This is a genomic window from Pseudomonas sp. NY15374, from assembly GCF_048068255.1.
Classification (GTDB): Bacteria; Pseudomonadota; Gammaproteobacteria; order Pseudomonadales; family Pseudomonadaceae; genus Aquipseudomonas; species Aquipseudomonas machongensis.
Genome location: NZ_JBLUPZ010000002.1, coordinates 135,747 through 161,883 on the forward strand (window position 1 = coordinate 135,747; position 26,137 = coordinate 161,883).

The 26,137-nt window shown below is 63.4% G+C and carries 22 protein-coding genes; 9 read left to right on the forward strand and 13 right to left on the reverse strand.

All coding sequences use genetic code 11. The features are described from left to right. Positions 1 to 14 precede the first annotated feature (14 nt). Positions 15 to 695 (forward strand): two-component system response regulator CinR, encoded by a 681-nt coding sequence (cinR, locus tag ACNFHO_RS04960; protein WP_063545622.1) that lies wholly within the window; start codon positions 15 to 17, stop codon positions 693 to 695. Then, complete coding sequence (locus tag ACNFHO_RS04965) at positions 692 to 2,029, forward strand: heavy metal sensor histidine kinase (protein ID WP_416765871.1); 1,338 nt, start codon at positions 692 to 694, stop codon at positions 2,027 to 2,029. The genes cinR and ACNFHO_RS04965 overlap by 4 nt, the downstream gene beginning before the upstream one ends. Positions 2,030 to 2,112: 83 nt before the next feature. On the opposite strand, the gene ACNFHO_RS04970 is transcribed toward ACNFHO_RS04965, so the two are convergent. From ACNFHO_RS04970 to ACNFHO_RS04980, 3 genes are read right to left on the reverse strand one after another with little or no spacing between them, the layout of a single operon-like run. Further along, complete coding sequence (locus ACNFHO_RS04970) at positions 2,113 to 3,357, reverse strand: lipoprotein-releasing ABC transporter permease subunit (RefSeq protein WP_416765496.1); 1,245 nt, start codon at positions 3,355 to 3,357, stop codon at positions 2,113 to 2,115. 56 nt (positions 3,358 to 3,413) lie between these two features. Beyond that, positions 3,414 to 4,097: a lipoprotein-releasing ABC transporter ATP-binding protein LolD gene (gene lolD / locus ACNFHO_RS04975; protein ID WP_172964760.1), complete on the reverse strand. Its 684-nt coding sequence runs from the start codon at positions 4,095 to 4,097 to the stop codon at positions 3,414 to 3,416. A 7-nt stretch (positions 4,098 to 4,104) separates the two neighbouring features. Then, a complete protein-coding gene (locus ACNFHO_RS04980; RefSeq protein WP_416765499.1) occupies positions 4,105 to 5,355 on the reverse strand; it encodes a lipoprotein-releasing ABC transporter permease subunit in 1,251 nt (416 codons plus the stop codon). Positions 5,356 to 5,448: 93 nt separating this feature from the next. Between ACNFHO_RS04980 and ACNFHO_RS04985 the strand changes: the two genes are divergently transcribed. Both ACNFHO_RS04985 and ACNFHO_RS04990 read left to right on the forward strand, forming a co-directional pair. Next, entirely contained in the window at positions 5,449 to 6,033 is a 585-nt protein-coding gene (locus tag ACNFHO_RS04985; RefSeq protein ID WP_416765501.1) for a PilZ domain-containing protein, read from the forward strand. Between the two features lie 31 nt (positions 6,034 to 6,064). Next, positions 6,065 to 6,781: a glycerophosphodiester phosphodiesterase gene (locus ACNFHO_RS04990; RefSeq protein WP_125929357.1), complete on the forward strand. Its 717-nt coding sequence runs from the start codon at positions 6,065 to 6,067 to the stop codon at positions 6,779 to 6,781. 48 nt (positions 6,782 to 6,829) lie between these two features. On the opposite strand, the gene sthA is transcribed toward ACNFHO_RS04990, so the two are convergent. The 3 genes from sthA to ACNFHO_RS05005 all read right to left on the reverse strand — a co-directional run bounded on the left by sthA (position 6,830) and on the right by ACNFHO_RS05005 (position 11,020). Next, on the reverse strand, positions 6,830 to 8,224 hold the full coding sequence (gene sthA, locus ACNFHO_RS04995) for a Si-specific NAD(P)(+) transhydrogenase (RefSeq protein WP_054894437.1): 1,395 nt from the start codon (positions 8,222 to 8,224) through the stop codon (positions 6,830 to 6,832). Positions 8,225 to 8,426: 202 nt separating this feature from the next. Then, the gene (locus ACNFHO_RS05000; RefSeq protein WP_416765503.1) at positions 8,427 to 9,425 is read right to left on the reverse strand and encodes an FAD:protein FMN transferase; all 999 of its coding nucleotides are present in this window, start codon (positions 9,423 to 9,425) and stop codon (positions 8,427 to 8,429) included. Positions 9,426 to 9,556: 131 nt separating this feature from the next. Then, a complete protein-coding gene (locus ACNFHO_RS05005; RefSeq protein ID WP_054894439.1) occupies positions 9,557 to 11,020 on the reverse strand; it encodes a glyceraldehyde-3-phosphate dehydrogenase in 1,464 nt (487 codons plus the stop codon). A gap of 167 nt (positions 11,021 to 11,187) precedes the next feature. Here ACNFHO_RS05005 and mfd point away from each other — a divergent pair, with 167 nt between their 5' ends. The 3 genes from mfd (at position 11,188) to ACNFHO_RS05020 (ending at position 18,534) form a co-directional block, all read left to right on the forward strand. Further along, positions 11,188 to 14,637: a transcription-repair coupling factor gene (gene mfd / locus ACNFHO_RS05010; RefSeq protein WP_323453745.1), complete on the forward strand. Its 3,450-nt coding sequence runs from the start codon at positions 11,188 to 11,190 to the stop codon at positions 14,635 to 14,637. 9 nt (positions 14,638 to 14,646) lie between these two features. After that, complete coding sequence (locus ACNFHO_RS05015) at positions 14,647 to 15,222, forward strand: CsiV family protein (protein WP_416765506.1); 576 nt, start codon at positions 14,647 to 14,649, stop codon at positions 15,220 to 15,222. Positions 15,223 to 15,633: 411 nt separating this feature from the next. Then, positions 15,634 to 18,534 carry a DEAD/DEAH box helicase gene (locus ACNFHO_RS05020; protein ID WP_416765872.1) on the forward strand — a complete coding sequence of 967 codons (2,901 nt, stop codon included), beginning with the start codon at positions 15,634 to 15,636 and terminating at the stop codon, positions 18,532 to 18,534. Positions 18,535 to 18,586: 52 nt separating this feature from the next. Here ACNFHO_RS05020 and nagZ read toward each other — a convergent pair whose 3' ends face one another. The 3 genes from nagZ to ACNFHO_RS05035 are packed head-to-tail and all read right to left on the reverse strand — an operon-like array spanning position 18,587 to position 20,886. Beyond that, positions 18,587 to 19,585, reverse strand: a complete 999-nt coding sequence (nagZ, locus tag ACNFHO_RS05025; RefSeq protein WP_416765874.1) for a beta-N-acetylhexosaminidase — start codon at positions 19,583 to 19,585, stop codon at positions 18,587 to 18,589. A gap of 22 nt (positions 19,586 to 19,607) precedes the next feature. Beyond that, positions 19,608 to 20,132, reverse strand: a complete 525-nt coding sequence (locus tag ACNFHO_RS05030) for a L,D-transpeptidase (protein ID WP_151925617.1) — start codon at positions 20,130 to 20,132, stop codon at positions 19,608 to 19,610. A gap of 40 nt (positions 20,133 to 20,172) precedes the next feature. Beyond that, entirely contained in the window at positions 20,173 to 20,886 is a 714-nt protein-coding gene (locus tag ACNFHO_RS05035) for a TetR/AcrR family transcriptional regulator (RefSeq protein ID WP_153774549.1), read from the reverse strand. Positions 20,887 to 21,127: 241 nt separating this feature from the next. Here ACNFHO_RS05035 and lexA point away from each other — a divergent pair, with 241 nt between their 5' ends. Both lexA and sulA read left to right on the forward strand, forming a co-directional pair. Continuing rightward, a complete protein-coding gene (gene lexA, locus ACNFHO_RS05040) occupies positions 21,128 to 21,736 on the forward strand; it encodes a transcriptional repressor LexA (RefSeq protein WP_054894445.1) in 609 nt (202 codons plus the stop codon). A gap of 13 nt (positions 21,737 to 21,749) precedes the next feature. Further along, positions 21,750 to 22,226 carry an SOS-induced cell division inhibitor SulA gene (gene sulA / locus ACNFHO_RS05045; RefSeq protein WP_054894446.1) on the forward strand — a complete coding sequence of 159 codons (477 nt, stop codon included), beginning with the start codon at positions 21,750 to 21,752 and terminating at the stop codon, positions 22,224 to 22,226. A 50-nt stretch (positions 22,227 to 22,276) separates the two neighbouring features. Here sulA and ACNFHO_RS05050 read toward each other — a convergent pair whose 3' ends face one another. From ACNFHO_RS05050 to ACNFHO_RS05065, 4 genes are all read right to left on the reverse strand, one after another. Next, the gene (locus ACNFHO_RS05050; protein WP_011534820.1) at positions 22,277 to 22,510 is read right to left on the reverse strand and encodes a hypothetical protein; all 234 of its coding nucleotides are present in this window, start codon (positions 22,508 to 22,510) and stop codon (positions 22,277 to 22,279) included. Positions 22,511 to 22,561: 51 nt separating this feature from the next. Next, positions 22,562 to 23,083, reverse strand: coding sequence for a DUF6586 family protein (locus ACNFHO_RS05055; protein ID WP_054894447.1), 522 nt, complete (start codon positions 23,081 to 23,083; stop codon positions 22,562 to 22,564). 89 nt (positions 23,084 to 23,172) lie between these two features. Further along, positions 23,173 to 25,782 carry a type I DNA topoisomerase gene (topA, locus tag ACNFHO_RS05060; protein WP_063545634.1) on the reverse strand — a complete coding sequence of 870 codons (2,610 nt, stop codon included), beginning with the start codon at positions 25,780 to 25,782 and terminating at the stop codon, positions 23,173 to 23,175. 100 nt (positions 25,783 to 25,882) lie between these two features. Next, positions 25,883 to 26,134, reverse strand: coding sequence for a DUF1653 domain-containing protein (locus tag ACNFHO_RS05065; RefSeq protein WP_054894449.1), 252 nt, complete (start codon positions 26,132 to 26,134; stop codon positions 25,883 to 25,885). Positions 26,135 to 26,137 lie beyond the last annotated feature (3 nt).

Below are 26,137 nucleotides of genomic sequence, written 5' to 3' on the forward strand. Positions count from 1 at the left end.
ACAATGGACAGTGCATGAAACTGCTGATCGTCGAAGACCAGGCCAGGACCGGCCAATACCTGCGCCAGGGCCTGAGCGAGGCCGGTTTTGCCACGGAACTGGCCGGTGACGGTGAAACGGGGCAATTCCTCGCGCTCACCGGCGACCACGACCTGCTGATCCTGGATGTCATGCTGCCGGGCCGGGATGGCTGGCAGATCCTTCAGGCGGTGCGCCAGGCTGGGCTGGACACGCCGGTATTGTTCCTTACCGCGCGTGACGCTGTCGAAGACCGCGTCCATGGCCTGGAGCTGGGGGCCGACGATTATCTGGTCAAACCCTTTGCCTTCTCCGAGCTGCTGGCCCGGGTACGTAGCCTGCTGCGCCGCGGTGCCAGCCCTTCTCAGGACACCACCCTGGCCCTGGCCGACCTGCGCCTGGACCTGATCCGTCGCCGCGCCGAGCGCGCCGGCAGCCGCATCGACCTGACCGCCAAGGAGTTCGCCCTGCTCGAGCTGCTGCTGCGGCGCCAGGGCGAGGTGCTGCCCAAATCGCTGATCGCTTCGCAGGTGTGGGACATGAATTTCGACAGCGACACCAATGTGATCGAGGTCGCGATCCGTCGCCTGCGCCTGAAGATCGACGACAACCACCCCAACAAGCTGATCCATACCGTGCGCGGCATGGGCTACGTGCTCGAGGAGCGCCACGACTGATGCCCCGACTCTCCCTCAGCGGGCGCCTGGCCCTGCTGTTCGCGGCCTGCACCGCCGCCGTGTCGCTGAGCGCCGGGTTGCTGTTCAGCCATGCCAGTGAACGTCACTTCGTCGAGCTCGACCAGCAGTTGCTCAGCGCCCGCCTCTCGCAATTGCGTGCGCACCTGGCCGATGTCGACTCCCGCGCCGCGTTGGACGACCACCTGCCGACGCTGCGCAGCGAGCTCAGCCACCAGTCGGACCTGGCCCTGCGTATCCGCGGCAACGACGGTACGCTGTGGTTCGACAGCCGCGCAGGCTTGCCGCAGGAGCCCCGTCAGCCGGGCCTGGCCACCCTGCACAGTGACGGCATGGACTACCGCAGCCTGTGCCAGGCGTTGCCAAACGCCCAGATCACCTTGTTTCTCGACATCACCCACCACCAGCACTTTCTGCAACGCATGCAGCAGTTGATCTGGCTGACTGTCGGGCTCTGCGCGCTGGCCACAGCCCTACTCGGCGCCTGGGCTGCGCGCCGCGGATTGCAACCGTTGCGCCAGATGGGCGCGGTGGCCGCCAGCGTCAATGCGCGCTCGCTGACCACGCGCCTGCCAGTGGCGCAACTGCCTGAAGAACTCGCCGAGCTCGGCCACACCGTCAACGCCATGCTGCAACGCCTGGACGATGCTTTTCAGCGCCTCTCGGCGTTTTCCGCCGACATCGCCCATGAACTGCGCACGCCGCTGTCAAATCTGCTCACCCACACCCAGGTCACTCTCACCCGCCCCCGCAGCCTGGAGGAGTACCGCGAAGCCCTTCACGGCAACCTCGAGGAACTGCAACACCTGGCGCAGATGGTCAACGACATGCTGTTCCTGGCCAAGGCCGACCATGGCCTGCTGATGCCCAGCCGACAGGCTTTGGACCTGGCGACCGAGACCGATGCTCTGCTGGAGTACTACGCGCCGCTGGCCGAAGATGCCGGCATCATCCTGCGACGCCGCGGTGAAGCACAGACAGAGGGCGACCGGCACATGCTGCGCCGGGCCATGTCCAACCTGCTGGACAACGCACTGCGCTTCACCCCACCTGGCGGGACCATCGAAGTGACGCTGTCACCGGGGCTGCACATAGAGATCGCCAATACCGGCCCCGCGATTGCACCTCAGGCCCTGCCACGCCTGTTCGACCGGTTCTATCGAGAGGATCCGACACGCCATGAAGGCAGCAGCGAACATGCGGGGCTGGGGCTTGCGATCACCCGGTCCATCGTGCAGGCCCATGGCGGGGGAATTCACGCCCACTGTGAAGGGGGATGGACGCGCTTTGTGATCGACCTGCCCCCGAAGCGCTGAGGCAGTGCAACGGCTGGCGCGGGCTTCGTTTACGCTCGCGCCAGCGCAGGGATCGTGCCCATTTTCAGGCGCAAATCACGACATCACTCGTAACGCAATGCCATCGCAGGTTCGATCTGCGATGCGCGATACGCCGGGTACAACGTGGCCATGAAGCTCATCACCAGGCCGGCGATACAGATGATCGCGACATCACCCCACTGCAACTGCGATGGCAGGCTGCTGATGAAGTACATGTCGGAGGTGAAGATATGCTGGCCGCTGGTGCGTTCCAGCCAACCGACGATGGCGCTGACGTTGAGCGCACCGATCACGCCCAACACCCCGCCAATCAGGGTGCCGACGATACCGATCAGGCTGCCCTGGACCATGAAGGTCCCCATGATCTGCGCCGGCGTCGCGCCGATGGTGCGTAGAATCGCGATGTCGGCACCCTTGTCGTTCACCACCATCACCAGGGTGGCGATGATGTTGAACGCCGCCACGGCAATGATCATCAGCAACAGCAGACCGATCATGGTCTTTTCCATCTTCATCGCGCTGAACAAGCTGCCCTGGGTGTGCGACCAGTCATCGGCGCGGTAGGCATCGCCCAGGCCCGAAGCAATCGCCTTGGACACCTGCGGCGCAGCGTACAGGTCGTGCAGCTTCAGGCGTACGCCCTGCACCTGGCCCGGTGCCCAGCGTTGCATCTCGCCGGCATCGGCCATGTGGATGTAGGCCTGCGAACCGTCCAGCTCGGCGCCGACCTTGAAGATGCCGACCACGGTCAGGCGCTGCATGCGTGGGGTAATACCACCGGGCGCACTGCTCACCTCCGGCACGATCAGGGTGACCTTGTCGCCGGTGTTCAGGCGAAAACGGCGCGCCGTCAGCTCCCCAAGCACCACGCCATACTCACCGGGCTGCAGCGCTTGCAGGGCACCCTGAACGATATGCTGGCCGACAATGGAGACCTTGCCCTCCTGCGCCGGATCGATACCGCTGACCTGGATCGGCTGCATCGCGCCCTTGTAGGAGAGCATGCCTTCCATTTCCGTCAGGGGCGCCGCGGCGATCACCGCCGGGTTCTTCAGCGCAGCCTCGGCAACACGCTGCCAGTTATCCAGCGGCTGTACGCCAAGGATGCTGGCATGCGGCACCAGTCCCAGCACGCGCGAGCTCATTTCACGCTGGAAACCGTTCATCACCGACAACACCACGATCATCGCCAGCACGCCCAAAGAGAGGCCGATCATCGAGGTCATGGAGATGAACGAGATGAAGTGATTGCGGCGCTTGGCACGGGTGTAACGGGCACCGATGAACAAGGGCAAGGGTCTGAACATGTACGCGAACACCCAGTTGAACAGTAGATTGAGGCCGCGCAGGCGGCCCCATGCAATCAGATCGAGATCAGACGACCGTCTTCCAGGCTCAGCACACGGTCCATCTTGCGTGCCAGGCTCAGGTCGTGGGTCACCACCAGGAACGCCGTGCGCGACGCCGTCGACAGTTCCTGCATCAGCTCCTGGATACCCAGAGCGGTATGGTGATCAAGGTTGCCGGTGGGCTCGTCGAGCATCACCAGGCCCGGCTGGTTGACCAGCGCACGGGCAATCGCCACGCGCTGGCGCTCGCCGCCAGACAGTTCGGCAGGCTTGTGATTCAGCCGATGGCTGAGGCCTACACGCTTGAGCAGCGCCTCAGCGCGCTGGCGCGCCTCCGGGATGGGTGTACGACCGATCAGCAGCGGCATGCAGACGTTTTCCAGGGCCGTGAATTCTGCCAGCAGGTGGTGGAATTGGTAGACGAAGCCCAAGGCGCGGTTGCGCAGCAAGCCGCGATCACGTTCGCCGAGCGCCGAAAGCTCTTCCCCGGCCAGCCAGACGCTGCCCTGGGTTGGCGTGTCGAGGCCGCCAAGCAGGTTGAGCAGCGTGCTCTTGCCCGAGCCGGAGCTACCGACGATGGCCACCCGCTCACCCGGGTGCAGCTCCAGGCTCAGGCCCGACAGCACCTGCACCGACTCCGGCCCCTCGTCATAGGACTTGCCCAGGTTGCGGCAACTCAGTACGGCTTTATCACTCATGCGCGACTCACTCATAACGTAGCGCCTCTGCAGGCTGGGTGCGCGCTGCACGCCAGGCCGGATACAGGGTGGCGAGGAAACTCAGGACCAGCGCCGCACCGCAGACCATCCACACGTCCTGGGCGATGATCTGCGACGGCAGGTAATCGATGAAGTACACATCGGCATTGAGGAACTTGTGCCCGATCAGGGTCTCGACGCCAGCGATCGCCGCACTGACGTTGAGCGCGGCGATGATCCCGATCACCGCGCCGATCAGCGTGCCGACCACGCCGATCACCGTGCCCTGGACCATGAAGATCGCCATGATCTGCCGGGGCGTGGCGCCAAGCGTACGCAGGATGGCGATGTCGCCGCGCTTGTCGTTGACCACCATCACCAGGGTGGAAATGATGTTGAACGCGGCCACCGCGACGATCAGCAGCAGGAGCAGGCCGATGATCGACTTCTCCATGCGAATCGCCTGGTACAGGTTGCCCTGGGTGCGGGTCCAGTCGCGGGCGTAGTACTGGTGCTCGCCCAACTGCTGGACGATGCTCCAGGCCTCGCGCGGAGCCTTGAACAGGTCGTCGAACTTCAGGCGCAGGCCTTGCACCTGGTCAGTCTTCCAGCGGTGCAGCCGCGAAAGGTCAGAGAGGTTGGTCAGGCCCAGGAAGCCATCGATCTCGCCAGCGCCGACGTGAAAGGTGCCGACCACGGTAAAGCGCTTCATGCGCGGGAACATCCCGGCCGGGGTGATGCTCACCTCGGGGGCGACGAAGGTGACCTTGTCACCGACCTTGACGCCCAGCTTGGTGGCGGCCTTGTCACCGATGAGGATGCCCCACTCGCCGGGCGCCAGCTGGTCGAGGCTGCCCTGCTGCAGGAAGTTGTCGATGATCGACACCTCGCGCTCGCGGTCCGGCTGGATGCCGTTGAGCAGCATCTTCTGCACCTTGCCGTCATGGGTAAGCAGCCCCTGCATCTGCGTGAAGGGCGCGACCGCCTGCACGTGCGGATTCTGCTTTACTTGTTGAGCAAGGGCCTGCCAGTCGCCGATGGGCTGGTCGCCCTCGATGGTGGCGTGGGGGACCATGCCAAGGACGCGGGTGCGCATCTCGTGATCGAAGCCATTCATCACCGACAGCACCACGATCATCACCACCACGCCCAGGGCGAGGCCGATCATCGAGGTCAGGGAAATGAACGAGACGAAATGGTTGCGTCGCTTGGCACGGGTGTAACGCGTACCGATGAATACGAAGAGAGGTCTGAACATGTCGGGGCTTGTTCGGATGAAAGGGAACGTCCTGGTGGCGAGGCGCCTACGGCGGCTTTACACTCGGACCACCGCCGCAACCATGGGTTCGCCATGACGACATTAGACGAAGAAGATCGCCGGGAATACTACCGCATCGAAGACAGGATCGCACTGGAAATCAGCCCCCTGAGCGCGGCCGAAGCCCTTGAGCCAGAACTGTTGCAGGATGATTCACCACTGTTCAACCTGCTCAGCGAGCTGCACCTGTCGGACTTCGAATCCCAGCACCTGTTGCGCCAGCTCAGCGACAAGGACCGCACCCTGGCCGCCTTCCTGCGCGCCCAGAACAAACGCCTCGACCTGCTCAGCGCGGTGGTCGCACAAACGCTGATCGGCGAGATCGGCCAGCCGCAGCGGGTGATCATCTCCGAAGGCGGTGTCGAATTCGCCCAGGCGCAGCAAATCGCGCCCGGCACTCGGGTCAAGGTGAAGATGGTGCTGATGCCACGCGCCCACGGCCTGCAGCTGCGTGGCCGCGTCACCCACTGCGACCCACGCCCCGAAGGCGACTTCGAAGTTGGCACCGAATTCATCGACATGACCGATGCCCAGCGCCAGCTCCTGGCGCGCTATATCCTGCAGCGCCAGCAACAACAGCGGCGCCAGCAACTCGAACACGACGACCCGGCATCCTGAGCCTTTTCCCTTTAGACCTGAAGGAACGAACGTGACCCTGATCTACGGCCATCGCGGCGCCAAGGGCGAAGCGCCCGAGAACACCCTGACCAGCTTCCGCCAGTGCCTGTCGCACGGCGTCGACCGTTGCGAGCTGGACCTGCACCTGTCGGCCGACAACGAGCTGATGGTGATCCATGACCCGACCCTCAAGCGCACCACCGGCCGACGCGGCAAGGTTGTCGAACACTCGGCAGCGGACCTGGTTACCTACGACGCGCGCAAGGGCGGCCCCGGACATGTGCAGCCCTGCCCTATTCCGCGCCTTGAAGAACTGTTCGAGAAATGCGCCTTTGCCCACTGGCAGCTGGAGGTCAAGAGTGCTTCGCGCACCCGCGCAGCAAGCACGGTGCTGGCCATTCGCGAGCTGGCCCAACAGTACGGCCTGCTCGACAAGGTGACCATCACCTCGAGCTCGCGGGAAGTGCTGGGGGCAGCGCAGGAACTGGTGCCCGACATCGCGCGTGGGCTGGTTGCCGAATACGCCTGGCTCGACCCACTGAAAGTGGCACAGAACTACGGCTGCGAGATGCTCGCGCTGAACTGGACACTGTGCACCCCCGAACGCCTGCTCAAGGCGCAGAAGCAGGGTTTGCATGTGTCGGTGTGGACGGTCAACGAGCCGGCGCTGATGCGCCGACTCGCCGATTTTGGCGTGGACAGCCTGATTACAGACTTTCCCGGTTTGGCCAAGACCACCCTCGGGTAGGGCTGAAATCGGTCTCCCCGACCGGCTCAGGCCACCGGCCGGAGCCGCTCAAAAAAGCCGGTTCAGACCGTCGTAGGCAGCTACCCGATAGGCTTCGGCCATGGTCGGGTAGTTGAAGGTGGTGTTGACGAAGTACTTGAGATTGTTCAGCTCACCCGGCTGGTTCATGATCGCCTGGCCGATGTGGACAATCTCCGAAGCCTGGTAGCCGAAGCAGTGCACGCCAAGGATTTCCAGAGTTTCGCGGTGGAACAGGATCTTCAGCATGCCCTGAGGCTCGCCGGCGATCTGCGCACGCGCCATGCTCTTGAAGAACGCCTTGCCCACTTCGTACGGCACCTTGGCCTGGGTCAGCTCCTGCTCGTTCTTGCCGATCGAGCTGATCTCCGGAATGGTGTAGATGCCGGTCGGCACGTCGTTGACGAAGCGCCAGCTGCCGTTGTCGACGATGCTGCCGGCCGCCGAACGGCCCTGGTCGTGGGCGGCGCTGGCCAGGCTCGGCCAACCGATCACGTCACCGGCACCGTAGATGTTCGGCACACTGGTGCTGTAGTTCTCGTCGACCTCGATCTGGCCGCGGCTGTTGACCTTGATGCCGATGTTCTCAAGGCCCAGCTTGTCGGTGTTGCCGGTACGGCCGTTGCACCACAGCAAGGCGTCGGCCTTGATCTTCTTGCCCGACTTCAGGTGCAGGATCACCCCGTTGTCCAGGCCCTCGACACGCTCGTACTCCTCGTTATGGCGTACGGTGATGTTGTTGTTGCTGAAGTGGTAGCTCAGCGCCTGGGAGATTTCCGAATCCAGGAAGCTCAGCAGTTGACCACGGTTGTCGACCAATTCGACCAGCACACCCAGGCCACTGAAGATCGAGGCGTATTCGCAACCGATCACCCCGGCACCATAGACGATCAGCTTGCGCGGCGTGTGGCTCAGGCTGAGGATGGTGTCGCTGTCGTAGACGCGCGGGTGGTGGAAGTCGATGTCGGCCGGGCGATAAGGGCGCGAGCCGGTGGCGATGATGATGTGCTTGGCGTTGAGCTTCTCGACCACGCCGTTGGGGCAGACCACTTCGACGGTCTGCTCATCGGCGAAGCTGCCGGTACCGACGAACACGTCGACGCGGTTGCGCGCGTAGTAGCCGGTGCGCGAGGCAACCTGCTTGGAAATCACCTTCTCGGCGCTCTTGAGCACGTCAGGGAAGGAGAACCAGCGCGGCTCACCAATGGCACGGAACATCGGGTTGGTGTTGAACTGCATGATCTGCCGCACCGAGTGACGCAGTGCCTTGGACGGGATGGTGCCCAAGTGGGTGCAGTTGCCGCCGACCTGGCGACGGCTGTCGACCATCGCGACCTTGCGCCCCGCTTTGGCGGCGTTCATTGCCGCGCCTTCTCCGGCCGGGCCGGAACCCAGCACCACTACGTCGTAGTTGTAGACAGCCATGCGTACTCCTTCAGAACTGGCCCGCCGGCCGGCTGGCCGCGGGGCTCATCATGTCGCCGAGGCGCCATGAAAAAATTCGGGTGCAGTCTAATCAAGCGTGAACGCCGCGCACATTAACCCTTGGTCGCGTCGTAGGCCATCTTTGCCTGCACTACATGTCATTTCGCCGCTTCCCTGGCCGCGATCATCCGTGCCCTGCCTTTCACCCGCCTTTCAACACCCGCTGGAAACCGGGTGTGGAACGGGAGACGAAACCACCCTCGACCCGGGTCACCAGTACGGCAGCGATGCCGTGGGCCACGGCAAAATCCCAGCCGCGCTCGGGCCCGAGAATCAGCAGCAACGTCGAGTAACCGTCAGCGATCAGTGCCGAGCGGTCAAGCACGGTGACCGCAGCCAGACCGTGGGCGACCGGACGCCCCAGACGGGCATCGAAGGTGTGCGAATAGCGCCGGCCATTGTCCTCGAAATAGTTGCGGTAGTCACCCGAGGTCGACACCGATAGGCCATCGATGGCAATCACCTGGCGAGCGATCTGGCGATCCTCGCGCGGCAGTTCCAGCGCAATGCGCCAGGGGCTGCCATCAGGTTTGCGGCCTGCGACCTGCAACTCCCCGGTGGCTTCGGCGACAAAGCTGTCGATACCCATCGCCCGCAGGCGCTCGGCGATCAGGTCGACGGCGTGACCGGCAGCGATGCTGTTGAAGTCCAGCTCCAGCGCGACATCCTTGCACAGGCGCTCGCCATCGATGTGCAGGTGACGATAACCTACGCGCTGACGGGCCAAGGCGAGGGCCTGAGGATCGGGCACCTGCTCCTGACGCGCCTGCGGGCCGAAACCCCACAGGTTGAGCAGTGGCTCGACACTGAGGTCGAAAGCGCCCTCGCTCACATCCGCCAGGTGCTGGCCGAAGGTGACCAGCTCGAGCATGTCCTGCGGGATGGCCAGGCATTGATTGGCCGGCAACTGGTTGAAGCGACTGACGACAGAGTCGTCACGGTAGGTGGAATACGACGCGTCAATTTCATGCAGGATGGTTTCGACAGCTTCGCGCACCTGGTCCGGTGCCGGGCCGCCGGGGTTGCGAACATACTGGATGCTGTAGCTGCTGCCCATGGTCGGGCCGCCAAGGCGCTCCAGCGTGGGTTGCTGGTCACAGGCCGATAGCAGCATCAGGATAAGCAGTAAGGCTTTGCGCAAGATTCAGACTCTCGGTTGCCTGTGCCGCGTCTACCCTGGGACCAGCGTTTACCGTGGCAGTGCCGGCACAGACACGACATAAAAAAACGGGAACCCGAAGGTTCCCGTTTTTTCATGGCCTTACAAGCCTATCAGCGTGGAAACGCTGGCGGGTTCACACCGGCCATCTCTTCCATCACGCGAACGACCTGGCAGCTGTAACCGAACTCGTTGTCGTACCAGACGTACAGGACAACACGATTATCGTTGCAGATGGTCGCTTCGGCATCGACCACACCGGCGTGGCGCGAGCCGACGAAGTCGGTCGAAACCACTTCCTGGGAGCTGACGTAGTCGATCTGCTTGTGCAGTTCCGAGTGCATGGCGGTCTGGCGCAGGTACTCGTTGAGCTCCTCGCGGTTGGTCGCCTTTTCCAGGTTCAGGTTCAGGATGGCCATCGACACGTTCGGCGTCGGTACGCGAATGGCGTTGCCGGTCAGCTTGCCCTTGAGCACTGGCAGTGCCTTGGCAGCGGCAGTGGCGGCGCCGGTTTCGGTGATGACCATGTTCAGCGGCGCGGCACGACCGCGACGGCTGCCCTTGTGGAAGTTGTCGATCAGGTTCTGGTCGTTGGTGAACGAGTGAACGGTTTCGACGTGGCCGTTGACGATGCCGTACTGATCGTTGATGGCCTTGAGCACCGGCACGATGGCGTTGGTGGTGCAGGATGCCGCGGAGATGATCTTGTCATCGGCAGCGATATCGCCATGGTTGATGCCGTGCACGATGTTCTTCAGCGCGCCCTTGCCAGGTGCGGTGAGGATTACACGGGCAGCGCCTGGGCAGGCCAGGTGCTGGCCCAGGCCGTCGGCATCGCGCCAGACGCCGGTGTTGTCGACGATCAGTGCGTTGTCGATGCCGTACTGGGTGTAGTCGACTTCGCTCGGGCTCTTGGCGTAGATGACCTGGATCAGGTTGCCGTTGGCAGTGATGGTGTTGTTGGCTTCATCGATGGTGATAGTCCCATCGAACGGGCCGTGAACCGAGTCGCGGCGCAGCAGGCTGGCGCGCTTGACCAGGTCGTTTTCGGCGCCCTTGCGCACGACGATGGCGCGCAGGCGCAGGCCGTCGCCACCACCGGTCTTCTCGATCAGGATGCGCGCCAGCAGGCGGCCGATGCGGCCGAAGCCGTACAGGACGACGTCGGTGCCCTTGCGCGCCGAAGCGTTCTGCTGGCCAACCACCTCAGCCAGTTCTTCACGGACGAACTGCTCGGCAGTGCGACCGTTGCCTTCCTGCTTGAACTTGTTGGCCAGCTTGCCCAGGTCGACCGAAGCGGCGCCCAGTTTCAGCTCGCTCATGGCTTTGAGCAGGGGGAATGTCTCGTGTACGGACAGTTCGGTCTCGTCGGTCTGACGGTGACGTGCAAAGCGATGGGCTTTGAGGATCGAGATAACCGAACGGTTGATCAGGCTGCGGCCATAGATCGAGCTCACCACGTTGTTGTTGCGGTAGAGCTGACCGATAAGCGGGATCATCGCTTCAGCCAGGGCTTCACGATCGATCCACTCACCAAGACACTGGTCGGGCTTCTGAGTCACGGGAACCTTCCACATGTAGGGACAGAAAAAAGGGGCTACATTATGACGCCCCGATGCGTATCGGGCAATGAGCGCCTGTCGCTACCCGCAAAGCCAGCCGTCATGCCCTTTCGAGCCTGACAGCGAGCAGCGTCGCCGGTACACTTGACCTCTTTGCCGCAACGCTTGGAGTCGGATCTTCCGTGTCAGTTCTGCGCCTTCCGCAACTGTCGGCCACGGCCGGCAAACAAACCTGGGGCAACCTGCCAGGTGCCGCCCTCAGTCTCGCCATCGCCGAGGCCGCCAGCAGCGCCGGGCGCTTCACCCTGCTGCTGACTGCCGATAGCCAGGCCGCCGATCGCCTGGAACAGGAGCTGCGTTTCTTCGCCCCGCAGCTTCCGGTGCTGCCGTTCCCCGACTGGGAAACCCTGCCCTACGACCTGTTCTCGCCGCACCAGGACATCATCTCCCAGCGCATTGCCAGCCTCTACCGACTGCCAGAGCTGGACCACGGCATTCTCGTGGTGCCGATCACCACCGCCCTGCACCGCCTGGCCCCGACCCGCTTCCTGCTGGGCAGCAGCCTGGTGCTGGACGTGGGCCAGAAGATCGACGTCGAGCAGATGCGCACCCGCCTGGAAGCCAGCGGCTACCGCTGCGTCGACACGGTCTACGAGCATGGTGAATTCGCCGTGCGCGGCGCGCTGATCGATTTGTTCCCCATGGGGAGCAAGGCGCCGTATCGCATCGACCTGTTCGACGACGAGATCGAGACCCTGCGCACCTTCGACCCGGAGACCCAACGCTCGATCGACAAGGTCGACTCGATCCGCCTGCTGCCGGCCCGCGAATTCCCCATGCACAAGGATGAGGTGACACGCTTCAAGGCCCGCTTCCGAGAGCGCTTCGACGTCGACTTCCGGCGCAGCGCGATCTTCCAGGACCTGACCAGCGGCATCATTCCGGCCGGCATCGAATACTACCTGCCGCTGTTCTTCGAAGAGACCGCGACACTCTTCGACTACCTGCCGGCAGACACCCAGGTATTCTCCCTGCCGGGCGTCGAGCAGGCCGCCGAACACTTCTGGAACGACGTACGCGGGCGCTACGAAGAGCGCCGCGGCGACCTCAGCCGCCCGTTGCTGCCACCGGCCGAGCTGTTCATGCCGGTCGAGGACTGCTTCGCCCGCCTCAAGCAATGGCCGCGCGTGGTGGTCAGCGCCGACGAACTCGAACAGGGCGCAGGCCGCGAGCGCTTCCCGGCCCGCGCCTTGCCCAACCTGGCCATCGAGGCCAAGGCCAACCAGCCGCTGGCAGAGCTGTCGAACTTCCTCGACCAGTTCCCCGGCCGGGTGCTGTTCACCGCCGAATCGGCAGGCCGCCGCGAGGTACTGCTGGAGCTGCTCGAACGCCTGAAGCTGCGCCCGCACACCGTCGAAGGCTGGGCCGACTTCATCACGGGCAGCGAACGCCTGGCGATCACCATCGCCCCGCTCGATGACGGCCTGCTGCTGGATGACCCGAGCCTGGCCCTTGTGGCTGAAAGCCCGCTGTTCGGCCAGCGCGTGATGCAGCGCCGACGTCGCGACAAGCGCGGCGAAGCGGCCAACGATGCAGTCATCAAGAACCTCACCGAGCTGCGCGAAGGCGCCCCTGTGGTGCACATCGATCACGGCGTGGGCCGCTACCTGGGCCTGGCCACCCTGGAAATCGACGGCCAGGCCGCCGAGTTCCTCACCCTTGAATACGCCGAGGGCGCCAAGCTCTATGTGCCGGTGGCCAACCTGCACCTGATCGCCCGCTACACCGGCAGCGACGACGCCCTGGCGCCGCTGCACCGACTCGGCTCCGAAGCCTGGCAGAAAGCCAAGCGCAAGGCCGCCGAACAGGTGCGCGACGTGGCCGCCGAGCTGCTCGACATCTATGCCCGCCGTGCTGCGCGCAAGGGCTACGCCTTCGCCGACCCGGCCGCTGACTACGCCACCTTCAGCGCCGGCTTCCCCTTCGAAGAGACGCCCGATCAGCAGGCTGCCATCGAGGCCGTGCGCCTCGACATGCTCGCCGCCAAGCCCATGGATCGACTGGTGTGTGGCGATGTCGGCTTCGGCAAGACCGAAGTGGCCATGCGCGCAGCCTTCATCGCGGTGCACAGCGGCCGCCAGGTCGCGGTCCTGGTACCTACCACCCTGCTCGCCCAGCAGCACTACAACAGCTTCCGCGATCGCTTTGCCGACTGGCCCGTGACGGTCGAGGTGATGAGCCGCTTCAAGTCCGCCAAGGAAGTGGCCGCCGCCGCCGCAGACCTTGCCGAAGGCAAGATCGACATCCTCATCGGCACCCACAAGCTGCTGCAGGACGATGTGCGTTTCAAGGACCTGGGCCTGGCGATCATCGACGAAGAGCACCGTTTCGGCGTACGCCAGAAAGAACAGCTCAAGGCGCTACGCAGCGAGGTGGACATCCTCACCCTCACCGCCACGCCAATCCCGCGCACCCTTAACATGGCCGTGGCCGGCATGCGCGACCTGTCGATCATCGCCACCCCGCCGGCTCGACGCCTGTCGGTGCGCACCTTCGTCATGGAGCAGAACAAGAGCACGGTCAAGGAAGCACTGCTGCGCGAGCTGTTGCGTGGCGGCCAGGTCTATTACCTGCACAACGACGTGAAGACCATCGAGAAATGCGCCGCCGACCTCGCCGAGCTGGTGCCCGAGGCGCGCATCGGCATTGGCCACGGGCAGATGCGCGAGCGCGAGCTCGAACAGGTGATGAGCGACTTCTACCACAAGCGCTTCAACGTGCTGATTGCCTCGACCATCATCGAGACCGGCATCGACGTGCCCAGCGCCAACACCATCGTCATCGAACGTGCCGACAAGTTCGGCCTGGCCCAGTTGCACCAGTTGCGCGGCCGGGTCGGACGTAGCCACCACCAGGCCTACGCCTACCTGCTCACCCCGCCACGCCAACAGATCAGCGGCGATGCCGAGAAACGCCTGGAGGCGATCGCCAACACCCAGGACCTGGGCGCAGGCTTCGTGCTGGCCACCAACGACCTGGAGATCCGCGGCGCCGGCGAGTTGCTCGGCGAGGGCCAGAGCGGGCAGATCCAGGCAGTGGGTTTCACCCTCTACATGGAGATGCTCGAACGTGCGGTCAAGGCGATCCGCAAGGGCACCCAACCCAATCTCGAGCAACCACTGGGCGGCGGCCCGGAGATCAACCTGCGCCTGCCGGCGCTGATCCCCGAGGACTACCTGCCCGATGTGCACGCCCGCCTGATCCTGTACAAACGCATCGCTTCGGCGGCCGACGAAGAAGGCCTCAAGGACCTGCAGGTGGAGATGATCGACCGCTTCGGCCTGCTGCCCGAGCCGACCAAGAACCTCATGCGCCTGACGCTGCTCAAGCTGCAGGCCGAGAAGCTTGGCATCAAGAAGGTCGATGCCGGCCCCAATGGCGGCAAGCTCGAGTTCGAGGCCGAAACGCCGGTCGATCCACTGACCCTGATCAAGCTGATCCAGGGCCAGCCCAAGCGCTACAAGTTCGAAGGCGCGACCCAGTTCCGCTTCCTGGTGCCGATGGAACGCCCGGAAGAACGCTTCAACACTCTCGAGGCGCTGTTCGAGCGCCTGGCCCCACAGTCAAATTAAGGAAGCTCCATGCGTGCCATTCGTTGCCTGACCTTGTTGCTGTCGCTCATCGCGCCAGTGACGGCCTTCGCCGAAGGCCCTTATCAGGTGGAAATCCTCCTCCTGCGGCAGAATGCCGTGCCTGCCGTGACCAGCCCGTTCGCTCCCGAGAACTGGAGCGCCGGCGCCCCACGCCTGGCCAAGGATGCCGAACGCCCACCGGCACTGGTCGACGAAGCCACCCGCCTGCAAGCCACTGCCGACTACACTGTGCTGCTGCACAAGGCTTGGCAGCAGCAGGTGGGCAGCGAGCCCAGCCGCATCGCCGTGAGCGCCGGTGACGAGCAGTTCGGGCACTTCCCCATCGAGGGCAACCTGAGCATCGCCGAGGGCCGCTTCACCCGCATCGAGGCCAACTTCTGGGTCAACGACCTGGACGGCAACGGCAGCGTGCTGCGCAGCGAGCAATTCAAGCAAAGCAACAGCAATGTGAAAAACGGCCAGCTGACCTTCCTCGACGGGGGCCACCTGGCGCTGCTGATCAGGGTCGCACCGGCTGGCATGCGCAAGCTGCCAACGATGGACCCGGAGATGATGGAGCAGTGACACGTGAGTGACGTGCAGAAGCAGGTTGCGGAAAACCCGAGCTGGAAGCGCGAATTCAACGCCGGCGCTCTGCAGCGCGGTGAGCGCTATGCCGAGCAAGGGAGGGTAGAGATTCTCTCCCACGGCGACGCACGTATCGAGGCAACCTGCAGCGGCAACGGCGACAACCGTTATCGTCAGCGGATTACCATCACCTTCAACTCCGCCGGACACTGTCATGTTCGCGGCCAGTGCACCTGCCCGGTCGGCGAGAACTGCAAGCACTGCGCCGCCGTGCTCTACACGCTCGCCCACCGCCATACGGCACAACCGGCGGCCAGCGATCACCTGCCGCACCACCTGCAACACTGGCTGCAGGGCCTAGAGCAACGCGCCACCCCCCACCGGCCTGAAGAAGACAAGCGCGGACGCATGGTCTGCTACCAGCTCATGCTGCTGGGCGATCAAGGCTGCGCCCTGCGCGTGCGCAAGGGCACTCGCAACGATGGCGACATACGCTACAGCCGGGTGCAATCGCTGTATGAACTGCTCTACGAGCCGCCCAAGTTCGTCAAGGAAGAAGACCTGCGCATCCTGCGCCAGTTGTCCGCACAGAACGCCCCCTACGGCCAGGAGCGCGGCTACGTGCTAAAAGGCCAGGAAGGCGGCGAGCTACTGCAACGGGTGCTGGAAACCGGACGCCTGATGTTCATGGAAGAATTGCCGCTGCTGCGCCGCGGCCAGGAGCGCCAGGCGGAATTTCGCTGGGTGCGCCTGGACAGCGGCGAATACCGCGGCATGTGGTACAACGCCGACAAACCGCTGCTTTGCGTCCTGCCGCTGGTGCCGTTGTTTTACTTCGACGTCATGACCAGTGAAGTCGGTACCGTCGCCCACAGTCTCGACCCGCACACCGCCATCCAGCTCTCGCTCGCACCCGATGTACCGGAACACCTGATCGTGCCACTCAGCCACAAGCTCAACGCCCTGAACCACCAACTGCCGACCCCGACAACGGTCAAGCAGGAACTGCTCGACGACATCGAACCCACACCACACCTCACCCTTGGCAGCCTGGAATTCAGCGCCTACACGCCCAAGACCGGACGCATGCAGCGCCAGATGCAGCATCGCGCGGCGCTGTCGTTCGACTACGACGGGCTGCGCGCCAGCGGCCCCGACGACAAGCCGCTGAGCCGCCTGGTGGACAGTACCAGCCAGCATATTCGCCGCCAGCCGCAGCATGAAAAACGCCTGCGCGACACCCTGCACAAACTCGGTTTCAAGCCTGCCACACGTCAGAGCAAGGCCCTGCCCGACAGCGCCGGCGAAATGTTCCAACTGCCCGACGACGAGACCTGGCTGCGCTTCGCCCGCGAAGACCTGCTGCGACTGCGCGAGGCAGGTTGGAAGGTGGACATCCACCGTGACTTCGCCTTCAACCTCCACGACGTGGAAGACTGGTACGCCAACATTCAGGAAGCCCCCGGCCACGAATGGTTCGATCTGGAACTGGGCATCGTCGTCGACGGCCAGCGCTATAGCCTGCTGCCGATCGTCCTGCAGTTGCTGCGCAGCAGCCCCGAACTGCTGCGCCCCAGCGAACTTGCGCGGCGCGGCGACGATGAACACCTGTTGATCGACCTCAACCGCGGTCGCCTGGACAGCCCGGCCATGCGGGTCGCCCTGCCCTACGGCCGGATCAAGGCAGTGATGGGCACCCTCGGCGAGCTGTATCTGCACGAGGATGCCAGCGGACCGACGCTGCGCATGGAGCGCGCCGATGCGGCACGCCTGAACGATATCGAGCACCTGCCCCTGCAATGGGAAGGTGGCGAACAACTGCGCGATCTCGGCCGGCGCCTACGCGATGCGCGTGACCTGGAGGTCGAGCCACCCAAGGGGCTGGCCGCGACCTTGCGCCCCTACCAGCAGCAGGGCCTGAACTGGTTGCAAGCCCTGCGCGAGATGGGCACCGGCGGCATCCTCGGCGACGACATGGGTCTGGGCAAGACCCTGCAGACCCTTGCCCATCTGCTGCTGGAAAAAGAAGCCGGGCGCCTGAACCATCCAGCCCTGGCAGTGATGCCCACCAGCCTTGTGCCCAACTGGCTGGACGAAGCACAGCGCTTCGCACCCAATCTGCGCGTTCTGGCCCTGCACGGCCCCGGACGCACCCGTTTCTTTGGTGCACTGCACGAATACGACCTGATCCTGACCACATACGCCCTGCTGCCACGCGACCTCGAGCCATTGCAGGCCCAACCCTGGCACGTGCTGGTACTGGACGAAGCACAGAACATCAAGAGCAGCACCAGCAAGGCCGCCCAGGCAGCACGGGAGCTGCAGGCCAACCAGCGCCTTTGCCTGACCGGCACACCCATGGAGAACAACCTGGGTGAGCTATGGTCGATCTTCCACTTCCTGATGCCCGGCTGGCTGGGCGATCAGAAACGCTTCAACCAGGATTACCGCACCCCCATCGAACGTCATGGCGACCGCGAGCGGCTGGCCCACCTGGCCAGCCGCGTACGCCCTTTCCTGCTGCGCCGCAGCAAGGAGCAGGTGGCCCGAGAGCTGCCGGCCAAGAGCGAGATGGTTCACTGGGTGGACCTCAGCGACGCACAGCGCGACACCTACGAGACGGTACGCGTGGCCATGGACAAGAAGGTGCGCGATGAAATCGCCCGCAATGGCGCCTCACGCAGCCAGATCGTCATCCTCGATGCCTTGCTCAAGCTGCGCCAGGTGTGCTGTGACCTGCGTCTGGTCAAGGGTGTGGAAGCCAAGGGCAATCAAGCCGACAAGGGCAAGCTGGGCAGCTTGATGGAAATGCTCGAGGAACTGCTCAGCGAAGGTCGCCGAGTGCTGCTGTTCTCCCAGTTCACTTCGATGCTCGCACTGATCGAGCAAGAACTGGAAAAGCGCGACATTCGCTACAGCCTGCTGACCGGCGACACCCGCGATCGCCGCGCGCCGGTTCAACAGTTCCAGAACGGCGACAGCGAAGTGTTCCTGATCAGCCTCAAGGCCGGTGGTACAGGCCTGAACCTGACCGCTGCCGATACGGTGATTCACTACGACCCCTGGTGGAACCCGGCCAGCGAGAACCAGGCCACCGACCGCGCGTACCGTATCGGCCAGGACAAGCCGGTGTTCGTCTACAAGCTGATCACCCGCGGCACGGTGGAAGAAAAGATCCAGCAGTTGCAGCAAGAGAAAGCCGCCTTGGCGGCCGGTTTGCTCGATGGCGGGCAGGCCGGTCAGTGGCGGCTGGGGGATGAAGAAATCGAGGCACTGTTCGCCCCGCTGCCGGGCAAGCGAGGGCGCTGAATCCGGGGCGTCCCCTTCGCGTCCCGACTTGCCCGCGAAGGGAACACCACGGTCAATCCACCAGCTGCGCGTCCTTCAACGCCCCCAGCGCCTCAAGCCAGCGCGGCTGCTGGCGGTAGTCGGTGCGCGCGAAGCCTTGCCCACGCATGCCGGCGATGCGCGGCGACGGCCGCACCCTCAAGCGCTGCGCCGCACTCAGCGCGAGCTCCGCCGCAGCTCGGTCATTGCACACCAGCCCCATGTCGCAACCGGCACTCAGCGCTGCCTCGATGCGACTGGCGGCATCGCCCACCACATGCGCGCCAGCCATGGACAAGTCGTCACTGAAGATCACCCCCTCAAAGCCCAGCTCGCCGCGCAGGATGTCCTGCAGCCAGCGCTGCGAGAAGCCCGCCGGCTGGTTGTCGACCTGCGGATAGATCACATGCGCCGGCATCACCGCTGCCAGTTGGCCGCTGAGGCGAGTGAACGGTACCAGATCAGCCTGGCGTAGCTGCTCCAGGCTGCGCTCATCGGTGGGGATCGCCACGTGCGAATCGGCTTCCGCCCAGCCATGTCCGGGGAAGTGCTTGCCGCAGGCCGCCATGCCAGCCGCGTTCATGCCACGAATGAAGGCACCGGCCAGTTGCGTGGCACGCTGCGGATCCCCTTCGAAGGCACGGCTGCCAACGACCGCGCTGCGCTGGTGATCAAGATCCAGTACCGGTGCGAAACTCAGGTCCAGGCCGACCGCCAGAACTTCCGTGGCCATCAGCCAACCGCATTGTTCGGCCAGGTAATCGGCGTTGGCGTTGTCGGCAATGGCACGCATGGCCGGCAAACGCACGAAGCCCTGACGCAGACGCTGGACCCGACCACCTTCCTGATCGACCGCCAGGATCAGGTCAGGACGAATAGCACGGATCGAGGCGCACAGCTCGCGCACCTGGCGTGGGCTGTCGATGTTACGGGCAAAGATGATCAGACCGGCCACTTCGGGCTGGCGCAGGAGGTGACGATCCTCGGCGGTCAACCATTGACCGGCGATATCCACCATCAGGGAGCCTTGCAGGCTGGCAGTCATAGGGTGTCCTTCATTGAATATCCAGAGAGGCCCATTGCGGGCAGGCAGCCTCGCTTATGCGCACCGGGCAATGGACCGGCACGCGCTCGAACAGGTCCAACAGCTCGCGGTTGCGCAGGCGCACGCAGCCATGGGACAACGGCACGCCCAGCGGTTCGCTGTCCGGCGTGCCGTGCAGATAAATGTAGCGACGAAAGGTATCGACCCGTCCCAGGCGGTTGACGCCTGGCTCGCAGCCACTGAGCCAGAGGATGCGGGTGAGGATCCAGTCACGGCCTGGAGATTGCGCGTGCAAGGCGGGCGACCAGACTTCACCGGTCCAGCGTCGGCTGCTGAGCACAGCCCCTTGCGGCAATCCAGCGCCGATCTTCGCCCTGACCTGATGCAGGCCACGCGGCGTGCAGCCAGAACCCTTGAGTTCACCTGCCCCCAGGCGCGCAGTGGAAACGTCCAGGCGCACGCACAACGTCCCCCGGGAAAATCCGTAAAGGCGTTGGTCAGCGAGGGAGATGTGCAGGAAATCAAGGTCGGGCATGGGCGCTAGCTTAGCCGAAGCGCCCTGCCCCGCCCAGTGTTCAAGCCTTGGCTGGCGCGCCGGTGACTGCGCTCTTGCTGCGTGGCCGCAGTTGCGCGGCCGCCATGGCCTCGTCGGTTACCCCGCTATCGGCACGCATGCCGGCGGCGAGGAACGGCACCATCAGACGCATGACCTGCTCGATCGAAGTGTTGATGCCGAAATCGGTTTCAGCGATGGCGCGCAGCGCCTTGATACCGGACATGCTGAACGCGGCGGCACCCAGCATGAAATGCACGCGCCAGAACAGCTCGATGGGGGGAATACGCGGTGCCGCTTCGTTGACCAACAGCATGTAGCGCCGGAACACCTTGCCGTACATGTCTTCAAGATAGCGGCGCAGGTGGCCCTGACTCTGACTGAAGGCCAAGCCCAGCAGGCGCATGAAGATCGACAGGTCGTTGTTGCTGCGCGGCTGCACGGCCAAGGCCTGCTCCACCAGCATCTCCAGCAGTTCTTCGAGCGTCGGCTTCTGCTCAGGGCGCGCCTGACGGCGCTCGAGTTCACGCTCCAGGCTGGCACAGAACGGACCGAGGAAGCGCGAGAAGACCGCCTGGATAAGCGCCTTTTTGGAGCCGAAATGGTAGTTCACCGCCGCCAGGTTGACCCCGGCCTTGCTAGTGATCAAACGCAACGAAGTTTCCGCGAAACCTCTTTCCGCGAACAGCTGCTCGGCAGCATCGAGAATGCGTTCAACGGTTTCCGATTGGGCCATGACTTATCCGCCTGACAAACAGTTGTTTGAAACATACGTTTCAAGCACGCGCATGTCAAGGTTCGGTGACCCGACGGTCGCCCTTTTTAAAGCGCCGGAGCTCAAGCTGCAAGCCACAAATATCAAGGGCTGGGCACAACGCTTGGAGGACCGCGGCGATTTTCTTCAAGCGTGGTGCTTGCAGCAGGCCTTGTACTGTATATAATCCCAGTCACTGTATAAAAAGACAGAGCCACTCGCCATGCTGAAACTGACGCCACGCCAAGCCGAGATCCTGGCCTTCATCAAACGTTGCCTTGAAGACAACGGCTTCCCGCCTACCCGCGCAGAAATCGCACAAGAGCTAGGGTTCAAATCGCCCAATGCCGCTGAAGAGCACCTCAAGGCCTTGGCGCGCAAGGGCGCCATCGAGATGACGCCAGGCGCCTCCCGCGGCATTCGCATCCCGGGTCTCGAAGCCAAGCCTGACGACAGCGGCCTGCCGATCATCGGCCGTGTTGCAGCAGGTGCCCCGATCCTCGCCGAGCAGCACATCGAGGAATCCTGCAATATCAATCCAGCCTTCTTCCATCCTCGCGCCGACTACCTGTTGCGCGTTCACGGCATGAGCATGAAGGATATCGGCATCGTCGACGGCGACCTGCTCGCCGTGCACACCTGCCGCGAAGCCCGCAACGGCCAGATCGTGGTCGCCCGCATCGGTGACGAAGTGACCGTCAAGCGCTTCAAGCGCGAGGGCAGCAAAGTCTGGCTGATTGCCGAAAACCCCGAATTCGCCCCCATCGAAGTCGACCTGAAAGATCAGGAACTGGTGATCGAGGGCTTGAGCGTCGGCGTCATTCGCCGCTGATCCAGGAGGCGTCATGCAGCAGTCCGCCCATTTATCGCAGCCCGCACAATTGCCATTGTTCGAAGCCTTTCTCGCACAGCCGGTACTGCCAGGCCTGAAAAGTCGCGAGCAGTCGCGCAAGCCCGGCCAACCAGAACTGTTCAGTGAACTGTCCCTGCGCGGCGCGCCAGGGCACTGCCAGAGCCTGTTGGCCCCTATCCTGCGCGAGCTGAGCGAAGAAGATGACGCACGCTGGCTGACACTGATCGCACCGCCGGCGAGTCTCACACAAACCTGGCTGCGTGACGCCGGCCTGAATCGCGAACGCATCCTGCTGCTGCAACCCGGAAGCAACCAGAGCGCCCTGCAACTGGCCTGCGAAGCGCTACGCCTGGGTCATAGCCACACGGTGGTCAGCTGGTTCGGCAACGTCAATGCCAGCATCCGCCAGCAGCTCGTTCGTGCCGCCACCTGCGGAAACGCACAAAGCCTGAACATCCGCCTCGGCTGATGTCCAGGCTTTGCCTGTGACGCACTGCAGTGATGGCCCAACTGGCGTGTTCAGTGCAGAACCCGCGGTCCCTCATCACGCTCGAAGTCACCTTCGACCAGCTTACCTGCCATCTGCACACCAACGCTGAGCATGGCTTTGGCCACTTCTACATGCTGCCCCTGAAGAAATGCCTTGGCATCTTCGGAGAAATCCAGGGTAACCAGCGAACCCTCGTCCTCGGCACGGCGCAGTTCGATCCGGCCATCAGGCAATTCGACAATTTCTAGAAAGGACGTTGACATAAAGGGCCTGCTGTTCACGAAAGGCGAGTAGTGTACCAGCCGCGCCGACTGTCAGCACTCACTCAACGCTTCTCGGAAACGTCTTACAAGCCCTTTTAGGTCCTGCCGCCAGCGCTCCAATTCCGCCCGAGACAGCACGACATCCTCGACTTCATCGAGATTGACAGCCTGGATCAACGGCTGCGTGACATCTGTCTTGGCGACTTTCTTCGCGACCGGTGGTTGGAACAAATCGGCATAAGCCTTGATCAACTGCGCCAGCCAGGTCTGCGGTTGGCGTGCCAGCTCAAGCATCTCGGCCATTTCCGGAATGGCGACGGTCTTCAGCGTGTCATCGTTAAGCAACAGCTCTGCACGCGCGGCGTTCGCCTGGGGCAGACGATAGAAGCCGGCAATCTCATGGCACAGCCCGAGCAACGCCCCATACAAATGGAACACCGCCGCCTCGCGCTCAGCCTGGATCAGGCCCTGGGCATTCATGGCCTGGCTCTGCTCGGCCTTGGCCATGGACTCAAGAGCCAGGCCTGCAAAGAACAGTTTCTGGTTGGTGCGGGTGTAGAGTTCCTGGGCCATTTCGGATGACCTCCCATGGGCAGCAAGGCGAATAGCTGCATCATAAATGATTGGGGCCGCAAAGCGGCCCCAATTACAACACCGACGAATCAGCGCTTGTCTTCGACCTTCCACGCCTTGCCGTCGTAGAACGCCTTCCAGCCTGTCGGCTTGCCATCGACCTCGGATTGCACGTACTGCTCCTTGGTCTTGCGGCTGTAGCGAATCACCGCCGGACGACCGTCCGGATCCTTCTGCGGTGCGTCGCAGAGGAAGTGATACTTCGGATCGATCTCATGCTTGTGCGGGATGATTTCCAGCACCAGCGGCGCACGGGTCTCGCGATTTTTCGGGAACTGGCTGGCCGCCAGGAACAACCCCGAAGCGCCGTCACGCAGCACGTAGGTGTCGTCGACCTTCTCGCACTTGAGCTCCGGCATGTCCACCTTGTCCATCTTCGGTGGCGCAGCCTCGCCGCTCTTGAGCAACTTGCGGGTGTTCTTGCACGCCGGGTTGGTGCAACCGAAGAACTTGCCGAAACGGCCAGTCTTGAGCTGCATCTCGCTGCCGCACTTGTCGCACTCCAGGCTCGGCCCTTCGTAGCCCTTGATGCGGTAGCTACCCTCTTCGATCTCGTAGCCAGGGCAATCCGGGTTGTTACCACAGATATGCAGCTTGTGCTTTTCGTCGAGCAGGTAGGCGTCCATCGCCGTCGAGCAGATCGGACAGCGGTGCTTGCCACGCAGCACCAGCGACTCGGATTCACCCTCGTCGTCAGCTGCGATCTCGTCACCCGGCACCAGATTGACGGTGGCCTTGCAGCGCTCCTTCGGCGGCAGGCTGTAACCCGAGCAGCCCAGGAATACCCCGGTCGAGGCGGTACGGATCATCATCGGCCGACCGCATTCCTTGCAGGCAATGTTGGTCAAGGTCGGCTGATTGGCTCGCATGCCGTTTTCGCTGGACTCTGCTGTCTGCAGCTTCTTGCTGAAATCACCGTAGAACTCGTCGAGCACGTTTTTCCAGTCACGCTCGCCCTGGGCCACGTCATCGAGATTCTCCTCCATGCCGGCGGTGAAGCCGTAGTCCATCAGGTTGGAGAAGCTTTCGGACAAGCGCTCGGTAACGATGTCGCCCATCTTCTCGGAATAGAAGCGGCGGTTGTGCAAAGTCACATAGCCGCGATCCTGGATGGTGGAAATGATCGCTGCGTAGGTCGACGGACGACCGATACCACGTTTTTCCATTTCCTTGACCAGGCTGGCCTCGGTGAAACGCGCCGGCGGCTTGGTGAAGTGCTGGCTTGGGTCGAGCTGGATCAGCTTGAGCGTCTCGCCCTGCCCCATTTCCGGCAGCACGTCGTCCTCGCCCGGCTTGGCCTGTTGTGGCAACACACGGGTGTAACCGTCGAACTTGAGAATACGGCCCTTGGCACGCAACTCGAAATCGCCAGCCGCCACGGTGACGCTCGTGGACAGGTACTGCGCCGGTGGCATCTGGCAGGCCAGGAACTGGCGCCAGATCAGCTCGTACAGGCGCTCGGCATCACGCTCCATGCCACTGAGCTTGCTCGGGTGGGTGTTGACGTCGGAGGGACGAATCGCTTCGTGCGCCTCCTGTGCGCCTTCCTTGCTGCCGTAGACGACCGGAGCGGCCGGCAGGTACTGCTTGCCGAACTCGCTTTCGATGTAGCTGCGCGCCATTTCAACGGCATCGGTCGACAGGTTGGTCGAGTCGGTACGCATGTATGTGATGTAGCCGGCTTCATACAGACGCTGGGCCATCATCATGGTCTTCTTCACCCCGAAGCCCAGGCGGTTGCTTGCCGCCTGCTGCAAGGTCGAGGTGATGAAGGGCGCCGATGGCTTGCTGCTGGTCGGGCGATCTTCACGTTTGACCACGCTGTAGCTGGAAGCCTTGAGCTTCTCCAGCGCCGCCATGGCCTGCGCTTCGTTCAACGGCTTGAAGGCTTCGCCGTTCTCGCGCGCCACTTCGAAGCGCACCTTGGCGTTCTTCGCCGTGCCCAGGTCAGCATGGACCTCCCAGTACTCTTCGGGATTGAACGCACGGATCTCGCGCTCACGCTCGACCACCAGCTTCACAGCCACCGATTGCACACGGCCGGCGGACAGGCCACGGGCGATCTTGGACCAAAGCAGCGGCGAAACCATGTAGCCCACCACGCGGTCTAGGAAGCGCCGCGCCTGCTGGGCATTGACCCGGGCGATATCCAGATCACCAGGCTGCGAAAACGCCTCCTGAATGGCCTTCTTGGTGATTTCGTTGAACACCACGCGCTTGTAGCGGCTGTCGTCTCCCCCGATGGCTTCGCGCAGGTGCCAGGCAATGGCTTCCCCCTCGCGATCCAAGTCGGTTGCGAGATAGATGGTGTCGGCATCCTTGGCCAAACGACGCAACTCGTCGATCACCTTCTCCTTGCCGGGAAGGATCTCGTACTTGGCCTTCCAGCCGGCCTCTGGGTCGACACCCATGCGCGCCACCAGTTGGCGCCGGGCTTTCTCCTTCGGCGTCAGCGCCGGAGCCTCACTCGCGGTCTTGCCGCGCTTGGCCGCCGGTTCCTTGGCCGTACTGGCCGAACCGCTGGTGGGGAGGTCTCGGATGTGGCCGATACTCGACTTCACCACGTACTGGCTGCCCAGGTACTTGTTGATGGTCTTGGCCTTGGCCGGGGATTCCACAATGACCAGCGATTTGCCCATGGATCGGAGTATTCCTGAATCTGAAGATGAAAAACGCGTCAGGTGCCGGACGCGGCACCGCTATATATAGTGGCAAAAGAGTGAGGTCAAGCGCGGTCGTTCACTCGCGAGGCTTCCCGGCCAGTGCCGCAAGCCCCTCTTCGGCCTTGACCAAAGCAAAGCGTGGCACCTGCTCGCCGTCAACCTCGACCGACTCCTGGAACATCGAAAGTGGCCGCACCCAAAACCCATAGTCACCATACAGGCATTGGTAGAACACCATCCACTCTTCGCTCTCCGAGTGCCGCGCAACGCTGAAGACACGGTACTCAGGCCCTTTGTAATGCCGGTATACGCCTGGTTGTATCTGCATGCT

Bases quoted from the DNA above. Each gene is read 5' to 3' on its own strand.
- cinR (WP_063545622.1), top strand. From the start codon at position 15: ATGAAACTGCTGATCGTCGAAGACCAGGCCAGGACCGGCCAATACCTG.
- ACNFHO_RS04970 (WP_416765496.1), bottom strand. From the start codon at position 3,357: ATGTTCAGACCCTTGCCCTTGTTCATCGGTGCCCGTTACACCCGTGCC.
- lolD (WP_172964760.1), bottom strand. From the start codon at position 4,097: ATGAGTGATAAAGCCGTACTGAGTTGCCGCAACCTGGGCAAGTCCTAT.
- ACNFHO_RS04980 (WP_416765499.1), bottom strand. From the start codon at position 5,355: ATGTTCAGACCTCTCTTCGTATTCATCGGTACGCGTTACACCCGTGCC.
- ACNFHO_RS04985 (WP_416765501.1), top strand. From the start codon at position 5,449: ATGACGACATTAGACGAAGAAGATCGCCGGGAATACTACCGCATCGAA.
- sthA (WP_054894437.1), bottom strand. From the start codon at position 8,224: ATGGCTGTCTACAACTACGACGTAGTGGTGCTGGGTTCCGGCCCGGCC.
- ACNFHO_RS05005 (WP_054894439.1), bottom strand. From the start codon at position 11,020: ATGTGGAAGGTTCCCGTGACTCAGAAGCCCGACCAGTGTCTTGGTGAG.
- ACNFHO_RS05015 (WP_416765506.1), top strand. From the start codon at position 14,647: ATGCGTGCCATTCGTTGCCTGACCTTGTTGCTGTCGCTCATCGCGCCA.
- ACNFHO_RS05020 (WP_416765872.1), top strand. From the start codon at position 15,634: ATGGTCTGCTACCAGCTCATGCTGCTGGGCGATCAAGGCTGCGCCCTG.
- ACNFHO_RS05030 (WP_151925617.1), bottom strand. From the start codon at position 20,132: ATGCCCGACCTTGATTTCCTGCACATCTCCCTCGCTGACCAACGCCTT.
- ACNFHO_RS05035 (WP_153774549.1), bottom strand. From the start codon at position 20,886: ATGGCCCAATCGGAAACCGTTGAACGCATTCTCGATGCTGCCGAGCAG.
- lexA (WP_054894445.1), top strand. From the start codon at position 21,128: ATGCTGAAACTGACGCCACGCCAAGCCGAGATCCTGGCCTTCATCAAA.
- sulA (WP_054894446.1), top strand. From the start codon at position 21,750: ATGCAGCAGTCCGCCCATTTATCGCAGCCCGCACAATTGCCATTGTTC.
- ACNFHO_RS05050 (WP_011534820.1), bottom strand. From the start codon at position 22,510: ATGTCAACGTCCTTTCTAGAAATTGTCGAATTGCCTGATGGCCGGATC.
- ACNFHO_RS05055 (WP_054894447.1), bottom strand. From the start codon at position 23,083: ATGGCCCAGGAACTCTACACCCGCACCAACCAGAAACTGTTCTTTGCA.
- topA (WP_063545634.1), bottom strand. From the start codon at position 25,782: ATGGGCAAATCGCTGGTCATTGTGGAATCCCCGGCCAAGGCCAAGACC.
- ACNFHO_RS05065 (WP_054894449.1), bottom strand. From the start codon at position 26,134: ATGCAGATACAACCAGGCGTATACCGGCATTACAAAGGGCCTGAGTAC.